23 protein-coding genes are annotated in these 24287 nt (G+C 70.3%); 8 read left to right on the forward strand and 15 right to left on the reverse strand.

What is annotated here, in order from left to right:
• Positions 1-114: 114 nt before the first annotated feature.
• From ACI796_RS02130 to ACI796_RS02145, 4 genes are all read right to left on the reverse strand, one after another.
• Positions 115-540, reverse strand: coding sequence for a DUF1810 domain-containing protein (locus ACI796_RS02130; RefSeq protein WP_456939612.1), 426 nt, complete (start codon positions 538-540; stop codon positions 115-117).
• Between the two features lie 82 nt (positions 541-622).
• Positions 623-1006 carry a type II toxin-antitoxin system VapC family toxin gene (locus tag ACI796_RS02135; protein ID WP_456939613.1) on the reverse strand — a complete coding sequence of 128 codons (384 nt, stop codon included), beginning with the start codon at positions 1004-1006 and terminating at the stop codon, positions 623-625.
• Positions 1003-1224, reverse strand: coding sequence for a hypothetical protein (locus ACI796_RS02140; protein ID WP_456939614.1), 222 nt, complete (start codon positions 1222-1224; stop codon positions 1003-1005). The genes ACI796_RS02135 and ACI796_RS02140 overlap by 4 nt, the downstream gene beginning before the upstream one ends.
• Positions 1225-1265: 41 nt before the next feature.
• Positions 1266-1550, reverse strand: a complete 285-nt coding sequence (locus tag ACI796_RS02145; protein WP_456939615.1) for a hypothetical protein — start codon at positions 1548-1550, stop codon at positions 1266-1268.
• On the opposite strand from ACI796_RS02145, the gene ACI796_RS02150 reads away from it, so the two are divergent.
• Positions 1545-2465, forward strand: coding sequence for a hypothetical protein (locus tag ACI796_RS02150; RefSeq protein ID WP_456939616.1), 921 nt, complete (start codon positions 1545-1547; stop codon positions 2463-2465). The two genes, ACI796_RS02145 and ACI796_RS02150, sit on opposite strands and share 6 nt — an antisense overlap.
• A complete protein-coding gene (locus ACI796_RS02155) occupies positions 2462-3694 on the forward strand; it encodes a hypothetical protein (RefSeq protein WP_456939617.1) in 1233 nt (410 codons plus the stop codon). Before ACI796_RS02150 ends, ACI796_RS02155 begins: the two co-directional genes overlap by 4 nt.
• A 66-nt stretch (positions 3695-3760) precedes the next feature.
• On the opposite strand, the gene ACI796_RS02160 is transcribed toward ACI796_RS02155, so the two are convergent.
• Positions 3761-4537: a hypothetical protein gene (locus ACI796_RS02160; RefSeq protein WP_456939618.1), complete on the reverse strand. Its 777-nt coding sequence runs from the start codon at positions 4535-4537 to the stop codon at positions 3761-3763.
• A 25-nt stretch (positions 4538-4562) separates the two neighbouring features.
• Positions 4563-5039 (reverse strand): TY-Chap domain-containing protein, encoded by a 477-nt coding sequence (locus ACI796_RS02165; RefSeq protein ID WP_456939619.1) that lies wholly within the window; start codon positions 5037-5039, stop codon positions 4563-4565.
• A 38-nt stretch (positions 5040-5077) separates the two neighbouring features.
• Between ACI796_RS02165 and ACI796_RS02170 the strand changes: the two genes are divergently transcribed.
• Positions 5078-5647 carry a TIGR03086 family metal-binding protein gene (locus ACI796_RS02170; RefSeq protein WP_456939620.1) on the forward strand — a complete coding sequence of 190 codons (570 nt, stop codon included), beginning with the start codon at positions 5078-5080 and terminating at the stop codon, positions 5645-5647.
• Here the strand turns inward: ACI796_RS02170 and ACI796_RS02175 are convergent.
• From ACI796_RS02175 to ACI796_RS02190, 4 genes are all read right to left on the reverse strand, one after another.
• The gene (locus ACI796_RS02175; RefSeq protein ID WP_456939621.1) at positions 5644-6654 is read right to left on the reverse strand and encodes a YncE family protein; all 1011 of its coding nucleotides are present in this window, start codon (positions 6652-6654) and stop codon (positions 5644-5646) included. The genes ACI796_RS02170 and ACI796_RS02175 overlap by 4 nt on opposite strands.
• Before the next feature lie 82 nt (positions 6655-6736).
• Positions 6737-7273, reverse strand: a complete 537-nt coding sequence (locus ACI796_RS02180; protein WP_456939622.1) for a hypothetical protein — start codon at positions 7271-7273, stop codon at positions 6737-6739.
• Between the two features lie 359 nt (positions 7274-7632).
• Complete coding sequence (locus ACI796_RS02185; RefSeq protein WP_456939623.1) at positions 7633-8226, reverse strand: DUF6318 family protein; 594 nt, start codon at positions 8224-8226, stop codon at positions 7633-7635.
• A gap of 66 nt (positions 8227-8292) precedes the next feature.
• On the reverse strand, positions 8293-9333 hold the full coding sequence (locus ACI796_RS02190) for a hypothetical protein (protein WP_456939624.1): 1041 nt from the start codon (positions 9331-9333) through the stop codon (positions 8293-8295).
• Positions 9334-9455: 122 nt separating this feature from the next.
• Here ACI796_RS02190 and ACI796_RS02195 point away from each other — a divergent pair, with 122 nt between their 5' ends.
• On the forward strand, positions 9456-10202 hold the full coding sequence (locus tag ACI796_RS02195; protein WP_456939625.1) for an enoyl-CoA hydratase-related protein: 747 nt from the start codon (positions 9456-9458) through the stop codon (positions 10200-10202).
• A gap of 6 nt (positions 10203-10208) precedes the next feature.
• On the opposite strand, the gene ACI796_RS02200 is transcribed toward ACI796_RS02195, so the two are convergent.
• Positions 10209-10832, reverse strand: coding sequence for a hypothetical protein (locus tag ACI796_RS02200; protein ID WP_456939626.1), 624 nt, complete (start codon positions 10830-10832; stop codon positions 10209-10211).
• Positions 10833-10961: 129 nt separating this feature from the next.
• A complete protein-coding gene (locus ACI796_RS02205) occupies positions 10962-12506 on the reverse strand; it encodes an acyl-CoA synthetase (protein WP_456939627.1) in 1545 nt (514 codons plus the stop codon).
• A 239-nt stretch (positions 12507-12745) separates the two neighbouring features.
• Between ACI796_RS02205 and ACI796_RS02210 the strand changes: the two genes are divergently transcribed.
• The gene (locus tag ACI796_RS02210) at positions 12746-14026 is read left to right on the forward strand and encodes a diguanylate cyclase domain-containing protein (protein ID WP_456939628.1); all 1281 of its coding nucleotides are present in this window, start codon (positions 12746-12748) and stop codon (positions 14024-14026) included.
• Between the two features lie 211 nt (positions 14027-14237).
• Positions 14238-14558, forward strand: a complete 321-nt coding sequence (locus tag ACI796_RS02215) for a hypothetical protein (protein ID WP_456939629.1) — start codon at positions 14238-14240, stop codon at positions 14556-14558.
• 222 nt (positions 14559-14780) lie between these two features.
• Here ACI796_RS02215 and ACI796_RS02220 read toward each other — a convergent pair whose 3' ends face one another.
• Together ACI796_RS02220 and ACI796_RS02225 are read right to left on the reverse strand one after the other, a co-directional pair.
• On the reverse strand, positions 14781-16010 hold the full coding sequence (locus ACI796_RS02220; protein WP_456939630.1) for a hypothetical protein: 1230 nt from the start codon (positions 16008-16010) through the stop codon (positions 14781-14783).
• A 188-nt stretch (positions 16011-16198) separates the two neighbouring features.
• Positions 16199-18010, reverse strand: coding sequence for a hypothetical protein (locus tag ACI796_RS02225; RefSeq protein ID WP_456939631.1), 1812 nt, complete (start codon positions 18008-18010; stop codon positions 16199-16201).
• Between the two features lie 790 nt (positions 18011-18800).
• Here ACI796_RS02225 and ACI796_RS02230 point away from each other — a divergent pair.
• Positions 18801-20309, forward strand: coding sequence for a DNA-methyltransferase (locus tag ACI796_RS02230; protein WP_456939632.1), 1509 nt, complete (start codon positions 18801-18803; stop codon positions 20307-20309).
• A gap of 1208 nt (positions 20310-21517) precedes the next feature.
• Positions 21518-22018, forward strand: coding sequence for a hypothetical protein (locus tag ACI796_RS02235; RefSeq protein ID WP_456939633.1), 501 nt, complete (start codon positions 21518-21520; stop codon positions 22016-22018).
• A 218-nt stretch (positions 22019-22236) separates the two neighbouring features.
• Here ACI796_RS02235 and ACI796_RS02240 read toward each other — a convergent pair whose 3' ends face one another.
• Positions 22237-24093, reverse strand: a complete 1857-nt coding sequence (locus tag ACI796_RS02240) for a DNA/RNA helicase domain-containing protein (protein WP_456939634.1) — start codon at positions 24091-24093, stop codon at positions 22237-22239.
• Positions 24094-24287: the final 194 nt, after the last annotated feature.

Genomic DNA, 24287 nt, shown 5'->3' on the forward strand with positions numbered 1-24287 from the left:
GCCGCCCGGTGGACCGGGGTGACCCGCAACTCCCGCCCCAGGAGTGCCGGTGGTGGTCCGCGCTCGCTGGTGCTCTGCCCACACCGGCGGGGCAGAGCGCGAGTCGGCGGAGGACTACAGCCGGGACGTCGTCGCGTCGTCCTCCTCGCCGCCGAAGTACCGGTCCAGGACGGCGCGGAACACCGGCTGGTCGGGGTCGGCGTGCGCGAACAGCGTCATCGACGAGCGCAGCTTCACCGCGTCGGTCGACCCGAGCACCGCGGCGGCGTCGGAGCCGGGCAGCTCGGTGAGCGCCTGCGCGGACTCGACCAGCCGCGGGCCGAGCACCGGGTGGGCGAGGTAGGCGCGGGCCTCGTCGAGCCCGGAGATCGCGAACCGCTGCGCCGTCGCGCTGCGGCCGAGACCGGCGACCTGCGGGAAGACGAACCACATCCAGTGGCTGGTCTTGTGCCCGGCGCGCAGCTCGGTGAGCGCCTGCGCGTAGGTGTCGGTCTGCGCCTCGACGAAGCGGGCCAGCCGGTACGGGTCGTCGTCGGTCATGCGCAGGGGCTTTCCCCCGGCCCGCCGGGCGACACCCGGGGGCCACGCTCGCGCGCCGCTGCCGCGCGACGCCGGCGGGGAGCTACCCCGGGACGACCGTCACGGGGCAGCGGAGGCCGGGCGCCCGCGCGAGGCGCCCGTCGGCGGTGACGAGCGGACAGCCGAGGGCCTCGGCCAGCGCGACGTAGGTGGCGTCGTACGCCGTGAGGTTCTCCCGCAGCTGCCAGACGCGGTCGAGCAGACCGGTGACGGGGTGCCGGGCGGCCCCGAGGCGGCGCCAGGTGTCGAGGGCCGCCCACCCCTGGCCCGGCGTCACGGAGCCGGCCGCCGCGGCCCGCCGCAGCGCGCTGGCCACCTCGACGTCGACCAGGTGCGGCACCTGGATCCGCTCCCGCCCGAGCAGGTCCCGTGCGGCACCGGCGTTCAGCAGGCCGGAGACGACCGCCGAGGCGTCGGCGACGATCACCGCCCTGCGCGCTCGGCGTCCAGGTCCGCGACGACGTCCCCGGCCGGGACCCCGAGGTCGGGCAGCACACCGAGGAGCGCCGGGTTGTCCGCGCGGCGGGAGGCCTCAGCCAGCTCCCGGACGGCCAGCGCACCCACGGACGTCGCCTCGCGGGCGGCGAGCCGCTCCAGCCGCTCGACGACGTCGTCCGGGACGTTCCGGAGGTACAGAGTCCTCATGTCGCAGGATGCTAGCAAGCTGCAAGCAACTCGCGGACGGCTCAGGCGGCGCCGGCCTCCGCGCCGTCGTGGTGGGCCTTGGCCGCCTCGGTGAGCGTCCGGGCGATGGCCCGCACGGCGGCGCCGGTGACCGGGGCGCGGCGCCGCTCCAGCCGCTCCGGCGCGCTGCGCCGCTCGCGCGGTGCGGGGCGCGGGGCGGGGACGGTGGCGGGACCGGACTCCCGGGGCGGGAGGGTGTCGCGGCACCAGCGCTCGCAGTCGGCCAGCAGGTTCCCGGTGGTGAGGGGAGCGGCCATGACCGTCTCGAGCCGGGTGCGGGGGTGCATGCGGTCCTCTCGTTCCGGGCCGTGGTCGCGCCCGTTCCCTACTGGTATCGGCAGACCGGGCGTCAGGCGGAACGGCGCGCCGGTGCGGCTGTTGATCATCGCCTGCGCGCCGCCCGCACCGGCGTGTCGGCGCGTGTCGCGTGCACTCATCCGATGATCAACAGGGCTGCGGCCACCGTCCCGACGCCACGAACGGAGGAGTCACGCGCCACAGCACTTGAGACGTCGTCCGGGCCGCCGATCCTCCAGACGCAACAGGCGGACGTTGAGGGGATCGACATGCCGTTGACCGTGGAGGAGCTCCGGGCCGGTGTCGCGTACTGGCGCGGGACGCGTTGGCCGAAGGACTTCCACAACGACTTCTACTCCCGACTCGCAGCGGAGAACCCCCGTGGTGACTTCAGCGAGGCGTGGTGGAGCGGCTTCCTGCCGCACCTGAAGGCGTGGAAGGCAATCCGCCCGGCCAGCCCGAGCGGCGTGACCGCGAGGGTCCACGAGGCCCTGCCGGCATTGCGGGAGAGCTGGAAGACCTCCTGCGCGCAGGTTGAGGACCGCGACGTGGCGGAGGTGTGCTGGGAGGACGTCGAAGACTTCGTGACCGTGGTCCGGCCGCTCAAGCAACGCCGGCTCCGGGCTGAGCCGGTGCGGTCGCCCGTGTTCACGGCGAAGTTCTGCCACTTCCTCCTCCCCGCGGTGTTCCCCGTCGTCGACAGGGCAGCCATGGGCCTTCCCCACGGCTACGACTACCGGGCGCACTTCGAGGCCGTGCAGCGGGAATGGGCGTCCACCTCGGAGGCGGTGCAGAAGGAACTCGACACGGTCCTGCGCGACCAGGTCGGCGCACCGCTCACCGCGGGGTACCCGCTCACGAACAAGGTCGTCGAGCTCTGCCTCATCGGTCGCCACCGCCGATGACCGGCGTCCCTGCACTCGAGCCGGTCGTCGCGAACGTCGTCGGGGACGCCACGCTGTTCGAGCCCGGGCGGAAGCTGACCACCCTGGGGAAGTGGTTCCTGACCCGGGACGGCGGGACCCTCGTCCTCGCGGTACCGCCTGGTCGGCCTCTGGAGGACGTGAGCACGGCAGTCGCACATGCCGTGGCGTGGCAGGGCGATCGCACCCTGGCGCTCCTGGTGCCGGCCGCCGCGGTCCCCTCGATCGCCGCCCGTATCGCCTTCCTGGCGACGGAGGTCCGGCTCTGGGCCGTCGCGGACGATCTCACGACGTCGTCCGTGGCGATCCCGTCGGTCGAGGAGGCCGTGTCCGAGGCCCAGGGGCGGGGGCTCCGCCGAGAAGGGACGCACGACCTCGGTGAGCGGTCGACGTGGGTGACCGACCTCGTGGACGCGGCCGACCGTCACCGGGCACTGGACCCTGCACACCGTGGCAGCTACCTGGCATGGCACTGCGCGGGCCGCCAGGTGCTCAAGATGATGAGGCAGAGCGGTGGGGTCCTGGTGCAGGCGGGCGTGCAGTACCGCGAGCCGCCGGCCGACCGTCCTCCCTTCACGGAGGTCCTGCCGGATGCCCCGACGAGCGTCCAGCGAGCTCGCATCGAGGCTGCGGTCGCGACGGCGGTCCAGGACCGGCTCACCGGGCGCGACGAGACCCACGTCGAGCACCAACTGCAGGCAGCCCTGGCTGCTACGCGGCTGACGGGTCTGGGAGTCACCCACTTCGAGCGCGAGTACCCGGCGTGGCGGGGCGACGGCGCACCGGGGTTCATCGACTTCCTCGGACTCGACGCGGAGGGTCGGTTCCACGTCATCGAGACGAAGATCGGCTCGGACCCGATGCTGGTGTTCCAAGCTCTCGACTACGCCGTCTGGGTGCGTGCCCACGCTCCGGCCATCCGCGCGGACCTCGGCTGGCCGGCCGGGGACGACAGCGTCGTCCATCTAGACCTCGTCGTCGCCCCCAAGACGTCCCGGGGTCGGACCAGGCCGGCGATCGGTCCCTACACGGCAGGACAGCTGACGGCACTCACGCCTGACGTGCCCTGGCAGGTGCACGTGGTCGACGACGCCAGTGCTGCGGTGCCGAGCCTCCTGAGCCTGCCGGCCCGCACCCTGCCCGACGTGGCCTCCGGCTCGATCGCCGCGCCGATCACCTCCACGACGCGAGGTGGCCCGAGCACCAGGTGACGGACTCCGGTGTGAGCCGGAGGAGGTCGGCGGGCGCAGGCCCGCCGTGCCCGACGCGTCCGACGGTCACGCCGGCAGCAGCGCCTCCAGGCCCTCGTCCGACTCGGCGGCGAGCGCCCGGCCGACGGCGACCGCGTGCGTCATCCGCAGCGAGCCGGACAGCCACAGCAGGATGTCATGCAGCCGCACCCGGCCGAGGGGCCGGCCGAGCAGCCGCGCCGTCGCCGTCTCCAGCGCGGCGAACGCGTCGGCGTTGGCGGTGAGCTCCCGGTGGACGATCGCCGCGGGCCCGCTGTCGCCCTCGCGCAGGTGGCCCCACAGCTGGCGGCGGGTGTGCCCGTCGGTCAGCGGCACCAGCGCGGGGGAGCGGTGGTGCAGCGCGGCGACGACGTGCCGCGCCCCCGGCCCCTCGGTCGCCGACCGCAGCGCCGCCCCGACCGTGCCCGGCTCCATGAGCACCGAGAACTCGTCGGCGGGCAGCTCCCACATCGGGCGCCCGGCCGCGCGGTCGACCGCGGTGGCGTAGTCCGCCCAGACGTCGTCGAGCCGGCCGCGCACCTCGCGCCACCCCGCCGGGTCGAGCCGGCCGTGCAGGCCCTCGGCGAGCAGGACGTCGCGGTCGGTGGGGCCGTCGGCTGCCTCGGGCCGCTGGGCGTCGAAGCGGTCGAAGGGGTACGCCAGCACCTGCACCCACCGGCCCTGCGGCACGCTGGGCGAGCGGAAGAACAGCGGACGGCGGCCGCGGGCGTACCCGAGGACCGCGGCCAGCGCGGTGGCCAGCGGGATCGGGTCGGGCCCCGCGCTCGGGAGCACGAGGGCGAGGGCGTCCGGTCCTCCCGACACGGGCCCATTCAACTCCGTCCGCGGCTCAGCGTGGCCGCAGTGGGAGCACCTGCGCCGGGGGAGTGGCGTCGTCGTCGCCGGCGCCGTCGTCGGGCAGGTGCAGGCGGCGCGGGTCGGCGACGTCGAACACCCGGCGGAAGGTGTCCACGGCGAGCGCGGCGGCGTCGCGGGCGTCGTCCGGGTCGACCGCGCCCACCGGCGTCCCCGCGCCCGGGTACCAGGTGACGCTGTAGTTGGGGGAGCCGCCGTGCGGGTCGATCGGGTCCCAGCCGACGGCGCGGATCCTCTCGTCGAGGACGGCGGCGCGCGGCGCGATGTCGTCGAACAGGCGCGGGTCGCAGCACTCGCCGAGCAGGTCCCTGCCCTCGTTCACGAACTGCACGTAGGCGCCGTCGGGGACCTGCGCGATGACGAACCCGCCGTCGCCGAGCCGCTCGAGCAGGCCGGCCAGCCGGCGGCGGAACGGATCCCACAGGGCGGCGTCGCGGTCGTACCTCGGCACGCCGCTCATTCTCGGGGACGGCGGCGGTCTGCCCTGGCATGACGATCGACCTGGGACCTGCAGCGGCCGCCACGGCGGGGGTCGTGGCCGGGATCCGCGACGACCAGCTCACCGCCCCGACCCCGTGCGAGGGGACGACCGTGGCCGGGCTGCTCGGCCACCTCGCCGGGCTCGCCTACGCCTTCCGCATGGCCGCGGAGAAGACGCCGGTCGACGGCACCGCCTCCACCGACCCGACGCACCTGCCCGCCGACTGGCGCACCTTCATCCCCGCGCAGCTCGACGCGCTGGCCGTGGCCTGGCGCGACCCCGCGGCGCACGAGGGGATGACGGCGGCCGGCGGTGTCGAGATGCCGGGCGAGGTCACGGCCGTCGTCGCGCTCGACGAGGTCGTCGTCCACGGTTGGGACCTCGCCGCCGCCACGGGGCAGCCGTACGCGGTCGCCGACGGCGACGCCGACACCTGCCGCGCGTTCGCCGAGTCCTTCGGCGACGACCGCCCGCCGGGTCTGTACGGCCCGGTCGTGCCGGTGCCCGCCGACGCCCCCGCGCTCGACCGCCTGCTCGGCGTCACCGGCCGCGACCCGGGCTGGAAGCCGCCGGCCTAGCCGATCCGCCAGAGCACCGGCTCGCCGCGGCAGTCGCTGACCACCGACGCCCGGCCGGACCCGTCGACGTCGGACCCGTCGACCGCGCCGCCGTCGCACAGCTCCACCTCGGCCACCACCTCGCCTTCCGCCAGGTCGATGGTGCGCTGCAGCACCCGCGGCACCTCGCCGTCGGCCACGGTGTCGACGAGCGTGGCCGTGTCCCCGTCGACCGTCACCAGCGCCGGCAGGTCACCGGGCACGGTGGCCAGGACCTCCGAGCCGCGGGTGATCGAGACCTCGCCGGACCCGCCGACGGTCGCGTACACGTCGCCGTCGACGACGGCCAGCGGGCCCGCGGCACCCGGGCCGACCGGCACCTCGCCGACGATCTGCAGCGCGGCGTCGACGATGACGGCGGACGCGCTGCGCCCGGTGTCCGTGGCGACGACGACCATGCCGTCCCCCGAGGTGTGCAGGTCGCGCGGCGTGCCGGGCAGCGCGACCTCGCCGCGGACGACGCCGTTCTCGGGGTCGACGGCGACCAGCCGGTGCGCGCCGTCGATGCCGCCGAGCGCGAGGAGCAGCACGCCGTCCAGGACGACGGCGTCGAGCGCCGCGACGTCGGCGGCACCGAGCGTGCCGACCGGCTCCGGCGCGTCGACGCGCCGCAGGTCCGCCTCGACGAGGGCGACGCGCCCGGCGGCGAACCCGACGACCACCACGCCCTCGCCGTCCGCGGCGATGCGGGTGAGGCCGGGCCGCTCGGAGTCGAGGCCGCGGAGCGGGACGGCGGTGACGGTGCCGTCGGCGGCGACGTCGGCGAGGGTGAGCGGGCCGCCGGGCGGCGCCAGCAGCGCGACCGACCGGCCGTCGGCGGTGGCGGCCACGTCGAGCACCTCGGCGTCCGCGCCCGCGACGTCGGCCAGCGACACCGTCGTCGGCCCCGGGATCGCCGTGCCCGCCACCGCCCCGCCACAGCCGGTCAGCAGGAGAGCGGCGAGCACGAGCCCGGGGCTGGGGCGCATGTCGGCGGAGTGTGTCAGGGCAAGCGGGGTCGCGGTGCGGTCCGCGGCACGGCGTCGTGCGGGCGGCTGTCCGCTGAGCTGGTCAGTCGTAGGGGTTCGTCAGGACGGCGCTGGCCTCGACGACGTCGAAGGTGACCGGCGGACCGTCGGTCGTGGTGGTGCCGGGGACGTCGGCCGGCGCGCTGCCGTCGACGGTGAACGTGGCGCCCCAGGTGACGGTGAGCGAGGCGGTGTACGTGCCCGAGCGGTACAGGTGCTCGGTCGCCTGCTCGGGATAGGCCCCGCCGGGGACGGTGGTGGTGAGCGTGGGTGCGGCGGGGTCGCCGGTGCGCCAGGTGTAGCGCTGGGCCTCGGCGACGATGACGACGGCGTAGCCGCGGACGTCGACGGTGAAGGTCTGGGTGGTCGGGGCGTCGGTCCAGAAGACGACCGGGAGTCCGGACAGGCCCCGGCCCGGCGGCGCGTGCGAGGTGGTCAGCTGCGGCAGCGGCAGTCGCTGGAAGTAGGCGAACACCTCCTCCGGCGATGGCGGCGGGTTCAGCGCGGTGATGTCGATGCACGCCGTGCGGAGCGTTGTCCAGGAGCCGAGCAGGTCCCCAGGACCGAAGCCAGGGGTCACCGGAATCACGGCTGTGCCATCCGCACGTACAACGGGCCGCTGTTGGACGGAGAGATAGCGCATGACCTGCCCGGGGTCGGCGGGGCAGTCCTGAAAGTCGATGGCCGTGCAGGCGCCCTCGCGCTCGTCAGTCAAGGCGCAAGGCTGAATCAGTCGCCAGACGTAGTCCACGGCAGCGGCCCCACCGCCGCTCACCAATTGGTTGACCGCTCCGCCGGAGTACTCGACAGAGGCCGCTCCGTCAGCCACACCGGTCGAGCCGCAGTCGTCGAATGAACAAGCCAAGGATGACGACCCGACCGAGGCCGTCATCCACACGACCAACACAAGGGCTGCGGTGATCACCGCGAAAGGACGTCTCATCCGAGCTGGAAGGACGTGACCCGCCATGAGCGGGCGCTCTCGTCCCACTCGAGGTAGAGACCCGAGGACAGCCGCGGCGCCGGATCGGGCTGTGCCTCAAGGACTGCACCCGAGCCGTCAACCAATGAGACAGGCTCTCGACGCGCACTGAAGGAGTACTGCGCGATTGGGCCGTCGAGTGCGGGCTGAGCTACGGCAGTGATGGTCACCTCCCCGCCGACGTACCGATTTCCTGCAGCGGCCGCCTCGTCATAGTTGTTGGCGATGCGCCGGCACTCGTTGCACTCAGGCCCGAGGTCGCGTAGGGGCTGCCCGGCGGGGATGGCGCGCTGCCGGTTCAGCAGGTCGATCCAGTAGCGGAGGAAGGCCTCGGCGCCGGCGGCGTCCTGGGTGCGGGCCTCGGGCGGCACGGGGAAGTCGGCCGGGCCCACCACGGGCAGCGCCTCGGTGCTGGGCGCGGGCGCCGACGTCGTCGGCAGGCTCGTGCTCGGTGCCTCGTCGTCGTCATTGGCCGCGCAGGCGGGCAGCAGCAGCGCCGTGCCGAGGACCACCGCGATGAGGCTCGTCCGTCCGGTGCCGGGATTTCGCACGATCGCGGACGATAACCAGAACAGCGCCGCTCCGGATCGCACCCTGGGGACAACCCACCCGAACGGCTACCCGAGCACGAACGCGGTGGTCGACGAGTTGTCCCCTCCGACGCACGCCCCGATCACCGTGAGCCGGTCGCCGGTGAGCGCCACCCGGCCGAAGGTGCCCTGCCCCTCGCACAGCCGGCCGGCCGCGAGCTGCTCACCGCTGGACAGGTCGAGCGTGATCGCGCCGGACTCCACCTCGAACCCGGCCACCGCCAGGTAGGCGACCCGCCCGTCGGGAGAGAGGGCCAGGTCGGCGGGGGCGCGGTCGGTGCCGGGGATGGGGTGCGTGGCGGTCACCTCGCCGTCCTCGACGACCGAGACGCGGAACGGGTCGTCGCCGTGGACGGTGAGCGTCACGACCGCATCGCCGTCGTCGGTCAGCCGCAGCGCGGACGGGATGCTGGCCGGGCGGTCGGAGGCCAGCTCGACGAGCTCGGCCTGCCCCAGGTCCTCGCTCCAGGTGCCCAGGACGGCGACGTCGGCAAGGTCGAGCGCGCGGGCGTCGCTCATGAGCGCGACCGGCCCGTCCGGTCCGGCGGCGAGGACTTTCACCGCGAGGCCGGGATCGAGGTCGGCGGTCGCCTGCACCTCGCCGGTAGCGGGGTCTATCGCGGCCAGCCGGCCCTCGCCCGCCACGTACAGCCGGCGGCCGTCGGGGGAGAGGGCGGCGGTCTCCCTGTCGACGCCCAGCTCGACGGTGCCGCCGCCCACGGTGGTCAGCCGACCCGGGCCGAGGACGAGGACGGCGCCGTCGGGTCCCACGAACAGCTGCTCGCCGGCGCCGTCCAACCGCTGCACGTCGCCGACGCCGTCCTCACCGACCCGCGCCAGGTAGGTGACGGCCGGGTCGGCGCTGTCGGCGAGCAGGACGAGCGCGTCGTCCGGACCGGCCTCGAGGTCCACGACGTCCACCCCGGCGGGTGCGACGGCGTCCAGGTCGGTGGTGCCCAGGAGCTCGGTGAACGTCGTCGGCGCGGGGCTCGGGTCGCCCTCGACGTCGGTGCAGCCCGTAGCCAATAGCGAGACAAGGGCGAGGATCGCGGTGCGGCGGGCGGGCATGCGGGCTCCGGAGGTGGGGAGCCGAGTGTGGGACCGGCCCGCGCAGGGCGGCAACACGGCGTCGTGGTCTGATGCCTGCAGACGGTCCCCGGGCCCGCGGGCCCCGATCCGGAGGTGCACTCGTGGCTGACGCCGAGGTCCTGCTCGAGGTCGACGGCGGCGTGGCGGTGGTGACGCTCAACGCGCCCGACCGTCGCAACGCGCTGACGCCGCAGATGGCCGGCGAGCTGATCGACGTCTTCGACGAGGTGGACGCCCAGCCCGAGGTCGGGGCGCTCGTCGTCCGGGCGGTGGGGAAGTCGTTCTGCGCGGGCGGCGACGTCGCGACGCTGACGAACGCCGGCAAGGACCCGGCCGCGCCCGACGCCTACGAGGGCATGGGCCGGATCTACGACTCCTTCTACCGGCTGGGCCAGGTCACGGTGCCGACGATCGCCGCCGTGCGCGGGTCCGCCGTCGGTGCCGGGATGAACATGTTGCTGGCTGCCGACCTGCGGATCGTCGCGAACGACGCCCGGTTGCTGGCCGGCTTCCTCAAGCGCGGCCTGCACCCCGGCGGCGGGCACTTCGTCATCCTGTCCCGGCTGATCGGCCGCGAGGCCGCCGCGGCGATGGCGCTGTTCGGCGAGGAGATCAATGGGACCAAGGCCGTGGAGCTCGGCCTGGCGTGGGAGTCGGTCGACGACGCCGCCGTCGAGGACCGCGCCCTCGAGCTGGCCCGCCGCGTGGCCGCCGACCCGGAGCTCGCCCGCGTGGCCGTCGGCAACTTCCGCAAGGAGGTCGTCAACGGCGCGGTGAGCTGGGAGGTCGCCACCCAGTTCGAGCGCCCCGCGCAGATGTGGTCGATGCGCCGGTCCGCCGAGGACTGAGACCGCTCACACCGCCTCGGGGACGTGCAGGTGGGCGAGGACGAGGTCCATCTCGGCGACGTCCACGATCTTGGCGCCCAGGGCCTGCGCGAACTGCTCGCGCAGCGATCGGGCGTGCCGGCGCACCAGCCCCGCGGCGTCGCGGTCCTCGAAGCTGGTGACGCTGACCGTCCGGCCGAGGCGCCGGTCGACCAGCATGCTGACGCTGCAGAAGCCGGGTAGCTCCTGGAGCTTGGGCAGCAGGTTGTGCCGGTAGGCGTCGAGCAGGTCGTCGAGGTGGTTCGGCGCGATGCGGGCCCAGGTGACCTGCGCGCCGGCGCCGTCCCCGGCCGGACGGTCCCGGTGGAGGACCGCGATGTCCCACTCCCGGACGTCGGCGTGCCCGCCGCCGAGGACGTGCACCAGGCGGTGCTGGACGGTGCGGTCCTCGGCGGCGGTGGCGCGCATGGCCTGCTCGTCCCTCCAGGCGGTCGCCACGATGCAGCGGCCGCTGTCGCGGTCGGCGAGCATGGAGAGGCCGACGCAGCCGTCGGTGCTTTGAACTGTCGGCAGGACGTCGTCGCGCACGTAGGCGACGGCGGCGTCGATGCCGGCCGTGTGGCCGCGGATGCTCGTGGACCGTGCGTGCATGGGCCGCTCTCCTGACCTGGCGGGAACGCTCCTACGGCGTTCCGGCTCAGCCTGTCGACGCTCGGTGCGCGAGGCAATGGCCCGGACGTCGAGCGAGTCGTCGTCCGGCTGTTCCCCGGCCGGCCCACCTCAGTGGACGGCGCGCTCCTGCCCCGCCCAGTAGGGCTCGCGCAGGGTCCGCTTGAGGACCTTGCCGACGGGGGAGAGCGGCAGCGCGTCGACGACGTCCATCGACCTCGGCGTCTTGTACCCCGCCAGCCGGTCGGCGCAGAAGGCCCGCAGCTCCTCGAGGGTGACGGCGGCGCCGGCCGCTGGGACGACGACGGCGTGCACGCGCTCGCCCCACGTCTCGTCGGGGACCCCGATGACCGCGCAGGTGGCCACCGCCGGGTGCTGGGCGAGCACGTTCTCCACCTCGACGGAGTACACGTTCTCCCCGCCGGAGATGATCATGTCCTTGATGCGGTCGGTGAGGTACACGTAGCCCTCGTCGTCCATCCAGCCGGCGTCGCCGGTGTGCATCCAGCCGCCCCGCAGCGCCTCGGCGGTCTCCTCCGGCCGGTCCCAGTAGCCGAGCATCACGTGGCCGCCGCGGACCACGATCTCCCCGACCTCCCGGCGGGGGAGCTCGACGTCGTCCGGGCCGACGACGCGCACCTCGGCGTGCGGAGCGGCGCGCCCGACCGAGCGCCGGTGCGCCGGGTCCTCGTGGTCCTCGGCCGTGAGCAGGGTGGCCACCGGGGCGACCTCGGTCATGCCGTAGGCCTGCAGGAAGCGGGCGTTGGGCAGGGTCTTCATCGCCCGGCCGAGCAGGGCGTCGGACATGGGGGAGGCGCCGTACCCCACCCGGCGGACGCTGCTCAGGTCGAACTCGTCGACCCGGGGGTGATCGACCACCAGCTGGATCATCGTGGGGACCAGCAGCAGGTCGGTGACGCCGTGCTCCTGGACGGCGGTCAGCACGGCGACCGGGTCGAACGCCGGGATCATCACCTGGGTGCCGCCGATCACCACGGCGCCGACCCAGTTGGAGAAGGCGGCGAGGTGGAACATGGGCGCGGAGTGCAGGCCCACCCCACCGGGCGGGAAGTGGTTGGCGACCAGCGCGCCCATCGACGACGTCAGCAGGTTGTCGTGGCTGAGCATGACGCCCTTGGACCGGCCGGTGGTGCCGCCGGTGTAGAAGACGCCGGCCAGTTGGTCGCCCCCGCGGCGGACGTCCTCGACCGGTTCGGACGTCGCGACCAGCTCCTCGAAGGCGAGCATGCCCTCGGGGGTCGGGCCGTCGCCCGCGTGGACGACGTGCTCCAGGCGCGGGTGGGCCGCCCGGATCGGCTCGGTGTACGCGGCGAAGACGTCGTCGACGACGAGGACCCGGGCCCCGACCTCGGCGAGGGAGTCGGCGATCTCGGGGACGCTCCACCGGATGTTGACCGGGACAACGACGCCGCCGGCCCACAGCGTCGCGCCGAGGACCTCGGAGTAGCGGTCGGAGTTCAGGGACAGGACGGCCGCGCGCTCGCCGTCCCGGATCCCGAGCTGCTGGAGAGCAGCGGCCAGGCGGGCGATCCGGTCGACGGACTCGGCGTGGGTCCGGGTGCGGCCGGCGCAGACGGTGGCGATCTCGTCCGCGCGTTGCTGGACGTGGCGGTGCAGGCCCTGGGTGACGTACACGGTGCCGACCTCCCGATCCGGTGGGGACCCGGAGCGTCGCGACGAGAGGTTCCGCGGCGACAGAGGCGGACGGCACCTCTCGCCGCGGGACGGGCCGGGCCGCCGGCCGCGGGAAGGCGCGGTCCCGCCGAGCTCGAGGCCGCCGTCGGGGAGGGCCGGCTCGGCGCCTCGACGTCGAGGGATGTCCCGGTGCCACAGCGTGTTCCGTCGGTCACGCTCGGCCACTAGGGTCGCCGCGCGTGAGCGCCGCCGTCCCGACGCCCCGCCTGCCCGAGTCCGCGCCGGCCGACGCCCCGCTGCCCGATCCGCGGCCTGCCGTCGCCGAGGTGGCCCGGCTGGCCGCGATCGCCAGCTACCGGCTGCCGGGGCACGCCGGGGTCTCCGACCTCGACGCCGTCGTCGCGTGCATGGCGCGGACGGTGGAGGCGCCGATCGCGGTCATCAACCTGGTCGGCCCGGACGAGCAGTGCTTCCCGGCCGAGCGGGGCGCGGGGGCGCCGTACTCGTACGTGCCCGACGAGCTGTCGTTCTGCGCGTACGTGGTGGCGCTGCGGGCGCCGCTGCAGGTGGCCGACGCGCTCGACCACCCGGTCTTCCGCGACAACCCGGCGGTGGCGGCCGGTGCGATCCGCTCCTACCTCGGAGTGCCGCTGATCGACGAGGACGGCTTCGTCCTCGGCTCGCTCGGCGTCTTCGACGACGAGCCCCGGGCGTTCTCGCTGGCCGAGCAGGAGCTGCTCGAGAACCAGGTCCGGCTGGTGCGCAGTGTGCTGTCGCTGCGGCGGCAGGTGGCCGCGCACCGGTGGGACGGCGAGCTGCTGGCCGCGCAGGGCCGGACGCTGGAGACGGTGGCGGCCGGCCTGCCGCTGGAGACGGTGCTCGAGACGCTGGCCTCGTCGACGGCGGGGCTGGCCGAGGAGGCGGACGCCGACCAGACGGTGCGGCTGCAGGAGACGGTGGACCGGCTGACCGCGGTGGCGACCAAGGCCGACGGCTGGCGGCAGGCGCTGCTGCGGTCGGCCCGGCAGGACCCGCTGACCGGGCTGGCCAACCGCAGCCACCTGCTCGACACCGGCCGCGCGGCGCTGGCCGTCGGGGGAGCGGTGCTGTTCGTGGACGTCGACCGGTTCAAGGAGGTCAACGACCGCGGCGGCCACGCGGTGGGGGACCAGCTGCTCGTCCGGCTCGCCGACCGGCTGCGCCGGCACGTGGCGAAGGAGCTGCCGGGGGCCGTGGTGGGCCGGCTGGGCGGGGACGAGTTCGTGGCGGTCCTGCCCAGGGTGGACGCTGCTACGGCGGAGGCCATCGGCCACGAGCTGGCGGCAGCGCTCGTGGACGAGGTCGAGGTGGGCCGGCGGACCGTTCGGGTATCGGCCTCCATCGGGCTGGCGATGGCTGCACCTGGGACGACGCTGGACGAGGTGCTCTCGCTGGCGGATCGGGCGATGTACGGCGCCAAGGAGCATGGCCGCGGCGGCCTACACATGATCGACGCCGGAGAGCAGCCGAGATTGCGTTGAGGCCGCAACTCGGCGTTCGAGCCCGCCGGCCGGGTGGCTGCCGACCCGAAGCTGTCTCGGTGGCGAGAGGCGACGTCCGCAACGAGGTCGTCACGGTGCCGTGAGCTGGAAGGTTTCACCCGGCTCCTCCGGTTTCGCCTACCTCCGCCACGTCCACGAGAGTTGTTAGCCGTTGAGATCGACCGCCGGCGTGACCGCCTAGCATTGCTTCGTGTCAGACGAGCTCTCACTCTTTGGCGACGACGCATCCACGGAGGAGTCGACCCAGCCGGTCCTCACGGAGGCCTCGATCGCCGACTGGCTGGTCAACGACGTCAGGACGGCATTAACCACCCGTGGCCTGACGACGATGGCCGAGCGACAGAAAGCGATCGAAGCCATAGTCGCGCGACCTGTCGAGTCGCTGCGGTCGCTGACGCGTGCAGAGGCACTGCGCGTCGTGTCTTCGCTCGCTTCGACGAGAGCGCCGCAGACGAGTCGTACCTCTGCGTGGGACGACCGCGACGAAGACACCTGGATTGACCGACTCTGACGAAGCGGGCTGTCTGACCAGCGACCTCTATGGCATCTGCGACGCAAACCTTCAGCGAGCTGGCAACACCTACACTGGGCCCGGGGAAGGCAGCCACAGATCGCGGAGCCGCTTCCAATTTGGGTTTATCGGCCAGGGGAACGAGGCGGGCGTCGGCATCTCCTGCCTGACCACGCCGCCGGGTAGCTGACGGACGCGCTCAACGAAAGCATTAGCGCATTCCTAAGTCGACGCCGACCGCTCCCGCTCGCTTAATGCGTCAATCAGTTGATCGACGAGCTCGTTGATCCGCTCATCTAGCAGGTCGGTAGCCCGAGTCGGCGTGACCGAGATGATATTGACTCTAGATAGGGCCGGATCGGAGACAGCCGGCCGCGCCGCGCAGGTCACGAGATCGACCCCGACGATTGCCGGGATAGCAGCTGGCGCGTCAGGGCGGCGGAGCCCGTAGAGATATTTCGCGCTTTGCGCAAGCGCGTCTTCCGGCAGCATGACGGCCCAGGACTTGGCGTCGAGCACAGTTAGCTCAGTCTTATCGCCGCGGTTGGCAGTCAGCACGAGATCCGGGGTGAGCGTCTGCGCCACAATCGCCTGCAGCTGGGCCGTGCCTAGCTGCAGGCCGGCGCGGCTGATGCTTGGCTTCACCCAAAGCTCAAATCGCACGCCTTCATGGTTCCAAGCCGCCAGGGCGTCGGACCCCGGCGCTACCCACGCGCCGAAGCGGGCATCCAGCCGGCGCCGCACCTCAGTAGCCAGCCAGGCTTCATACAGCTCGTCAGCATCGAGGAACGGGATCACGCCGCGCCCCCGCTCGGCCGACTGGACCTCGACCAGCACGCGCATGCAGGAGGCCGAGAACGCCAGAAAGGCCGGCGGCCATGACGACGGGTCCGGATCACGAGCCCCGGTCGGCGCGGTCGCCCGTTGTCCCACGGCCGCGATCGGTTGGAGGAGCGGCCGGAGCAGGCGCTGTTCAGTTGGTGGCAGCGACTTCCGAACGAGCTGCACGATCGCTAGGCAGAGTGTCGCCAACGTGTGGGAAGTCAACGGTCGGCGTGTACCGCGAGTTCGGGCGCTCTGCGTCACTACCAGCTGGCCCTGGTTGTCCGCGGCCACGTAGCCGCGCTGCTCGGCGCCACGCTCTGTGCTGGCTAGATCCTCCACTCCGACCGGGATGCCAATCGCGTACCAGGCCTCACGCCGGTCGAGCATGGTCGGCCAGCCGGCCAGCAGGCTCGCGGCGTCTTGGGCGCAGGCCGTTAACGAGCGCCAGTCGCGTAGTTCAGGCGCCTGCCCAGCAATCTCCGGCGTACCGAAGGTTCCTTCGCTTCGGGCCACCGCTTGGCGGGCCGCGCGCCAACTCGCCAGCTCGCTGCCGGCCTGCCAGAGACAGCGCAGGTCCTCCTGCGTAAAGCGGCCGTTTGACGGTACGAGCAGCTCAGCAAACTGCACTGTTCGGCCTACTACGTACGGAATGGTCAGCTCACCGGCGAGCGCCCGGTCCGCCGGTTCGTAGATGCTGAAGCCGGCGGCGTCGGATTCCAGTCGCAGCCCGTAGGGCAGAGCCGGTGTCAGCAGCCGCCCGTCGACCGTTACTTGAGCGATCGTGCGGCCGGCACGGATATAGCGGATGGTGGCGCTCAGCTCAGCGCTCCCCAGAAATCGGGCGGTGGCCCAAACTGCTGCTCGCTGGCGGCCCGTCGCAGCCGCGTGATCCGAGCCGCCAGCATGCCGGAACGCTGGCCGTCGTCGAGGGCCTCTAGTGCCCGCTCGAACTGGACGGCTGGCAGGCTGGGCAGGACGAAGTGCACCAGAGCGTTGTCGGCCGCAACCTCGACGGCTGCATCGATAGCCTCACCGGTCTCGTTCTCCGGCTCAGCCTCCGACACGCCCTCCAACTCGACGTACCAGGACATATACATGAGGCTGCGCTGTAAGGCGCGGTGGGCGATGACGTCAACGCCGAGGCTGTCGCGCAGTTGCATGGCCCGTCTGGTCAGCGCCTGCTCGTAGACGTTGCTGCCCGTCTCTCGATAGCGGTCGAAGGCTATGGTCGGCCGGCCGATTAAACCGGCTGCCGGTCCGGCCGCTTCCGCGATTGACGGGTGCGTCACGGTGTCGACGGCCGCCAAGGCGGTCTCGAAGGCCGGCGTCTCCAGCAATACCACGCAGGCCCGGCTGACCACCTTGCGCGCCGGCGCAGGCGACTCGGCATCTACGTTAATGGTGGCGAAGAAGCGCGGATAGGGCCGAAGTTCGAGCACGCGCGGCACTCGGCGTTCCGGCACCTGGGAGTCGACGTCGTCCGGCTGGGTGTGCAGAGTGATCGGCAGAATTTCGGCTTGCAGCCCGCCGAGGCCGTGCACCAGAGGCGACAGGTAGCCTTCGATCGGCGACAGATTGGCTTCCTCGATGATTACCATGGGCGGCGAGTCGGCCGGACCGTCCGTTAGGGCCAGCAAGTCGAGCAGTGGGTCGTAGGCCTGGAAGCGCTGTCCGGCCAGATGCGAGTAGTAGCCAAGGAACTCCTCGCGCTTGGCCAGCAGCCGAGACGATTCCAGCCGGGCCCGCCGGGTGTCCGGCGCGAAGAAGGCCGCCAGGGCGGCTGCCATGAGCGACTTCCCGCTGCCGCTTGGCCCGGCCATGATGACGAGTTGCGAGGACAGGACGGCGGCCAGCAGGTCGAGCGATTCGCCACGGCTTTCGGTGGCGATGCCATGCTGGTGAAGGAACCGCCGAAAGCGCTCCGGCAGCTCATGCACCTCACCCACTGGAATGTCGTCCGCCGGTGGCGGCCCGCCAGGAGGGGGCGCGGCGGCCGGTGGCCCCAGACCGCTCGCGGCGAGCAAGTCCAGTGACCACTCTGGCTGGCCGAGCTCGGGTACCGGCAAGACGGGCACCGGCAGGACGGTGTCCTCGCTAATAGCTTCGAACTCGGCCGCGCTTAGCCCAGCGTAGGCCTGCGCCGCGGCGTGCAGGTCGGCCCGCGACGGCTCGGTCGGCCAGTCATGAGCGCGCGTCAAGAATACGGCCAGGGCATCACGGCCCGGCAGTGGGTCCTCTGTTCCCAGGTGCTGCACCGCAATGTTGGCCGCATTTGGCAGCAGGCCGTTCTTGTAATGTCCCTGCACGAATAATATCCGTTGGTTTCCGCTTCGCGTGCCGTTGTTCCACACGGTGCTGCGGCCGGAATTCTGCACCTTCAGCCAGCGGTCACTCGACGCTAGGTCGACGAACGGGCTGATCCGGCCCCGCGGATGATTCGGATAAATTACGAACAAATCCGTCACGGCGCGGTTTGTGCCATTGATGCTGAGCGGGTAGCCGGCAACGGCAGCCCGTTTTGCTGCCAGTAGGACCGACAGCCAGTTTGAGCGGTGCTTGTTCCCGGAGGCATGTTCGCTCAGCTCCCGCAGCGAGGCCTCCAGTGCGGCCTCGGAGCAACGTGCCATCAGCTACCAGCCGCCTGGCTGCGGCTCCCGGTTGTCAGCTCTTTCATGCGTGGCACTCTAGGCTACCGACGGATGAGCTTCAGCGACGGAGAGTGACTGGCGCACGCTGACGGGGCGCGGTCGCTCTTCTGGGGCGGGTGAGGCGCTGGCGAAAGCGTCAGATGGGGCGGGCAGATGCCCATGGTGGACCGTGGTAACAAGCTCAAGCACCATGTGGCCTTTCGCCCTGCAGCTACTGGAGCAGTTATCGAACCGAAGGGTGGCATCCCTTGAGTTGGGGACGTCGCCTTGCGAGTCGCCGTGTGACAGCCAGTCGAGAACGCCATCCGGAACGTTGTGTCGTTCAAGCTGGGCTCGGTGCGCGACGCGAAATCAGTCAGCTAGGTGTTTGTGCTCGCAACTTCCTTCACCTGATTACAATAGACGACTTGCCTCAGGAATAGTCGTGCCCGGGTGGCGAGTATGCGTATCTGTGTCGCTGTGCCGGACATTGATGAAAGGAGCGGCGATGAGTGGAAACAATTATCGTCTGGCCACGTACGCTTGCTGATGCAGAGCATCCACGCCGCCTCTATTCGTCGCAGACTGAGTCGGGCTAAACGGCAGAGCTCTCGGGCGCAGTTGATCGAGCACTGAAGATCTTCTAGTTCGCACCTTCAACCGGGACGTTACGACAGGACCTGGTCGAGTACGGATCTTGAATCGAGGCACTGTCCCGCCGCCCTAGCCGCCTAGACTCATCGCGGTTTCGTGTGTACGCCGGGGACTTGTCGGAGGCCTGCCGTAGGGTGTGATCGCTGACCGCGAGGCTGGGCACCGTCTCGCCACCACGATGATAGGAGTGCTATTGGAATCGCAGCGACCACTGCCGGACATCAAGCCACAGACTCCTGTCTCGGCGCTTGACCGTGACGCATTTGGCAAGACTGACGGGTCCTTCGACATTAGGCTTGTCGGCGCCCTCGTTGGCATGTCGCCCGTCTTTATGCGCAAGGTCCTGGGTCATAGCCGTCAGCCGGACGCTCGAGACGTTCTGACGCTATTGGATCAAGACGCCTACAAAGAGACGTTCGTCCGGCGAAGTCAGGTCCTCGATTACCTCTTGGCGCAGCGAGTGGCAACGGTGGAAGATCCCTTGCCGACTCCGGACCACTTCAGCTTGCATAAGGGGAACACTCTCGACCTGCTGCGGCGACTCCCCGCCGCATCAGTCGACTGTGTCGTTACGTCGACACCCTACTGGGCGATGCGCATCTATAAGGACTCGCATTTCGTGCGATGGGCCGACGGCGAGGAGTGTCCGTATGGACATGAGCAGACCCCGGAAGGGTTCGCCAGGCATACAACCCAACTTCTCTATGAATTGTTGCCAAGCCTTGCTAACACAGCATCGGTGTGGTGGAACGTCATGGATTCATACAACACCCGTACGCAGATCCGTGGAAATGCGGCAGAGGCGCTGCGGGCGATGCAGGGGCATGACAAGAGGTCGTGGGCGGATCATGAATGTAGGCGGTACAGCGCTGGTCACGCGTATCTGAAGGACGGCGAACAGTGTCTAATCCCTGGCATGATCGCTGAGCGTGCGAGCCGAATCGGCTACTACGTCAAGAGCGTCATCACGTGGGCTAAGCCCCACACGCTCCCCGAGCCCCAGAACTCGCGGGTAAGTCGCAGCCTTGAGTACGTCCTTCATCTTTCCAAGGTGCGCACTCCTAGGTTCAATCGCAATGCCTACCGAGAGCTGCCTGCGAAGCTCGGGGGTCGGAATTCCTCGGCGGAGACCGATAAGCTATCGGACTTCTGGGATACCGATGAGGCCGTCGACAGGCGGGACATCGAAGAGGCGGAGGTTTGGAAGCTTTATACCTCGAACGGCGGCAAGGGCCATGGCGCACAGTTCCCTGTGGCGCTGCCCGGTCGCTGCATCGGGCTCTCGACAACCCTGGGCGACGTAGTGATGGACCCCTTCGTCGGCAGCGGCAACTCCGGGGTCGCCGCCCTTTCGCTGGGTCGACGCTTCATCGGCATGGACGTCAGCGCGCAGTACCTCGCTCAGGCGGAGAGGGCTTTGGCACTCGTTGACTGCATCCCTCTGGACCAACGGAGGTCGGCAGAGGTGACGGATGCGGCACTGGCGGTCACCCAGGAGTCCGAGGAGGTGCCTGTGGTGGCTCGGGAGGCCGTGGTGGGCCCGACGGCCGAGGAGGTGCTCGCGGTGGCCCCGGAGGCCGAGGAGGTACCTGTAGTGACCGCTGAGGCCGACGCGGAAGGAGAGTGCCAAGTCTTGGCCCCGTAGCAGGACTCTAGGCCGCAGGTTGTCAGGCGCCCAGGTTATGAAGGCGGCCGGCGACATCAGTGAATGTTGGAGGAGTGACTCGGGAAGGGCGCGAATAGTGAGTTTCGCTGTGCGCCTACCTCGGGTGAGCGCGGACTACTCGTCGCTTCGCGGCTGGAGGGCCTAATTAGATTGATTCGAGGACGCTCATCACGGAGGTGGCCTTCCGCTGTTGGCCTCCCCCAGAGTTTCGATCCGGCCATGAGTCAGTCGACGGGCAATGGAGCGTAGTGATGGGCCATCGGCACACTCCTTGGCGATCCACTGCACGACCGCCTCGGACAGAACACGGGCCCTCCCCGGCGTCCTGGGCGCGCTTCCGTTGCGGTGCTGCCAGGGTTCGGAGCCCGGTCGACTGCAGGTCCGAGTCGGAAACCCGCATGACGTTGGCGATTGAGTGACGTGAGACGTTGCGGCATCAACTCTGAGGCGCATGACGACGATCTCCCCTCGCACGGGCGGCTCGGTGTGTAAGAGTCGCAAGGTTCAGTATTGGCCTATAGAGCCGAATCAGAATGCAATCAACTAGGCGGTAGGTCGGCCAGTCCTCAGCTGCTTCAGCGCAGCGCGGCCATGATCTCATGGCGTGCGAGGTTCTGGGCGCCGAGGCCTTGTTGTTCACGAGGGGGATGTCGGTCCGCCCGCACCTCAACGGTTTATCGGCCGTAGCCGAAGACTTATCGACAAGCCTGAGGTCGGATCAGGCTTGCCCGCCAGTTGAGGCAAACAGATAGGCAATACCTATGGGGATATCAACTTCACCACGGGTGTCGCTGTACTTAAACGACCCCCTGCCAGATGAAAAGTCGCCACATCTAGCGCTATAGAGCAGAAACGCGACGGCAATTCGTTGGTAGGTCGCTGATGCGGGTTTGACTCAGCGAAGGTAAGGCGTGACCTGTCACGGCTCCGCCGGCTAGGTTGAGTCCTCCGTGGTTGCCCCGCCCAGTTCGTGGTGCCTACGTCGGTCACCTTGGTCTACCAGCGGCGTTCGGCTCAACTTCCGCGTCAAGTCGTCGAAGAAGTATGTGCGGTCCTAGGTCGCAGTGGCGGAGAGCACTAGACGCCTAACGAACATCATTCAGGCCGGACGGCTTGCTACATCCTTGGCGGCGCCTGCTGGCGTCGGAGGGGACAGGACACGCTGGCCGCAGCGAAAGGATGCCGAAATGCATGAGCAAGACATGGTTGGCTCGGACCATGAACCAAGCTCAGTTGTCGTGCCCGGCTTGCAATCTCGATCGCAAGATTTGGCGTCCACCGAGCCCCCGCCGTTGCCTGGCTCCTCCCCGGTTGAGGACATCGGGGAAGCCAAGCCGAGGTGGCTTAAATGGAAGACCCTGGTGCTTGGTGCGGCTCTTGTGACGGCCGCCTGCGGGGCAATTCTCTCATATCTTACCTGGCCAACCGCGGAGGATCGGAAGGAGCAGGCCGCCTTTGACAAGGTGCGCGCCGAGGTGCCAGCATTGCAAGATGCCAGCGACGACAGGTTGCAGACTATGATGGAGGCGACCTGTACGGTTTTGCGGAATGATGGCTTATTCGGCCTAATGGGCCTAATCTCGCAATTCAACCTTGGCCCCGGAGATATGGGCATCTTGGCCGGGCAATCGATGATGCTCTATTGCACCGATGTCAGGGATGAGTTGTCCTCTCTGGGAGAAGACTGAGCACCGTCAGAACTGTTGCGCCGTCAAGTGCCCCATATGCACGCCTCAGTATTACCTGACCGTTCACTTGGCACATCAGGGTGGGCGAACGGCGCCATGCCAGCAGCCCTTCCGGCGGGAGTTGTGAGAGCGGTGTCGACACCACCTCGTCCTTCTTCTGGATTAGGTATCGCTTCGACGTTGTGCCTGAGCAACTGAGGCTGGCCAGCCGCGGCCGGTCATGCAACAAGGGATTGCAGGAAATGGTGCGTGGCGTTGTCGGTCGAGAAGATCAATGTCCCCCGCATTCCGCGGCTGAGTAGGACCTTGTAGACGTTCCGCACGAGTGCGTCGAACTCCCGGTCGCTGACTTTCTTGCCGTTGCGGAAGTCGGGGTCACGGTTGGCCGACCGAACAGTGACCCATCGGTCGTTCCGCCACACGAGGTCCGGGCCGATCAGGACGCCGTTCCAGTCGTACTCGAACCCCTGCGCGGTGTAGACGCAGCCGACCTGACCAAAGCCTGCCGGCTCGCTGGCCCACAGCGCCGACGGAGGAGCGCCGCCCACCGACCGGTCGCCCTTGAGGTTCCACGGCCGGGCCCAGTCGCCGATCTGTACGTCGGGGACGAGGGTGCCGTCCTTGCGCGGGTCGCTCCACGGCCAGCAGTAGCCGGCCGCCATGCGGGCGGCGTAGTGCTCCTCAAGCTTGGCGGCCAGCGCGGCCTCCATCGCCGACGGCGACTCAACGACGCGCACCTCGAAGTTGGGGTCGCCGCCCCACGAGACCGGTCCGCCAGGGCGTAGCCCGAGCAGCCGCTCCACCCAGTCGATGTAGGCCTCGGACCCGCCACACCGGTACTGCGCGCTCAGGTCGACGTGGTGCACCTCCAGCCCGCGCTTTCGTGCGGCCGCCTCGATGTCCTCCACCGTCCCCATCTCACCGGGGCGGACGACCTGGTTCTGGTCCAACAGGAACACCGGCACGCGGGCTGCGTCGATGAGCTCGTCTACCTGAGCCTTGTCGGTGCGGAGTTCAGCCCGCGTCCACCGGTTGGCGGAGGTCTCACGGAGCCGATGTGCCTCATCGGCGATCAGGACGTCGAAGCCGTTCTTGTCGGCGTCCATGAAGCTGTTGAAGTACTTGAAGAGTGACTGCACCTGCCGCGACCCGGCGCCGGCCACCCGTCGCAGCGTCTGGGTGAACGACCGCGAGCCGGTCGCGTGGATGGCCGAGCGGCCACGACGGTTGAGCTCACCGAGCAACGACAGCGCGATGACGCTCTTCCCGCTTCCGGGACCGCCTGAGACGATCACGACGCTCTTGTGGTTGCCCGCGCGGGCTTTCTCCACCTCGTGCATCACCAGGTCGAAGGCCACGCGCTGCTCGTCAAGCAGGACGAACTGCTCCCGGCGGCGGACCTCCTCGGCCGCAACTGCCATTAGCTGCTTGCTCGGGGCGATCGCCGAGTGCAGCAGTTGGTCAGCGAAGACGCTGCCGTCAGATGGTGCGAGCCGGCTACGCAGGAAGTCCAGCCACTCGCCGTGGCTCTGACCTGTGAACAGCCTCCCGAGGTCGTCCTGCGGATAGTCGAAGAGGCTGCCGACGCGGGACGTCGTCGCGTTGTGCAGGTAGGCCGCGCCGGCGAGGACGTCCGTGGTCCCGTGCAGCACGGACGTGAAGTCGAGCAGGTACTCGCCGTAGGACCGGACCTGGGCCACCGGATGCAGCACGGGGTGAGGTCCGTAGGAGGGTTGGACGACGAGCTCGACGTCGTCCTCGAACCTCTCGGCCTCAGTCCACTGCTTGAGCTCGACGATGACGTAGGACGGCGCGTCCCGGCGCGCGTGCCGGCCGGCCAGGACGACGTCGATCCGCTTGCTGCTCAGCGGCAGCTGGTGCTCGAGCAACACCTCGACCCGGTCGAGACCGGCTTGGAGCAGGTCGTCGGCGAGGACGCGGAGGCTGGCGTCCCAGGAGCGGATCTCGGACGCGGAGGCCCGGCGCTTCATCTGGAACGACATCTGCTCGGCGAGGACGGCGCCGACGCGGCCGTCGCGGACGAGGTCGGCCAGACCTCGCGCGGAGGTGCGCAACAGGGGCAAGGACAGTCTCCGGGCAGCACGAATCGACTCGTGCGGGTGGAGGCGTGTCCGGAGTCCGGAAGCCTGTCGGGCCGCGTCTCTGGACAGTAGCTGCCGTCAGGGTCCGGCTTCGTCCCGATACTCGACTCGTGTTGGACATCGAGGACCTGACCCGGCGGATGCGCGCCTTCACCGAGGCCCGGGAC

The sequence above is a fragment of the Geodermatophilus sp. SYSU D00525 genome (assembly GCF_054050475.1).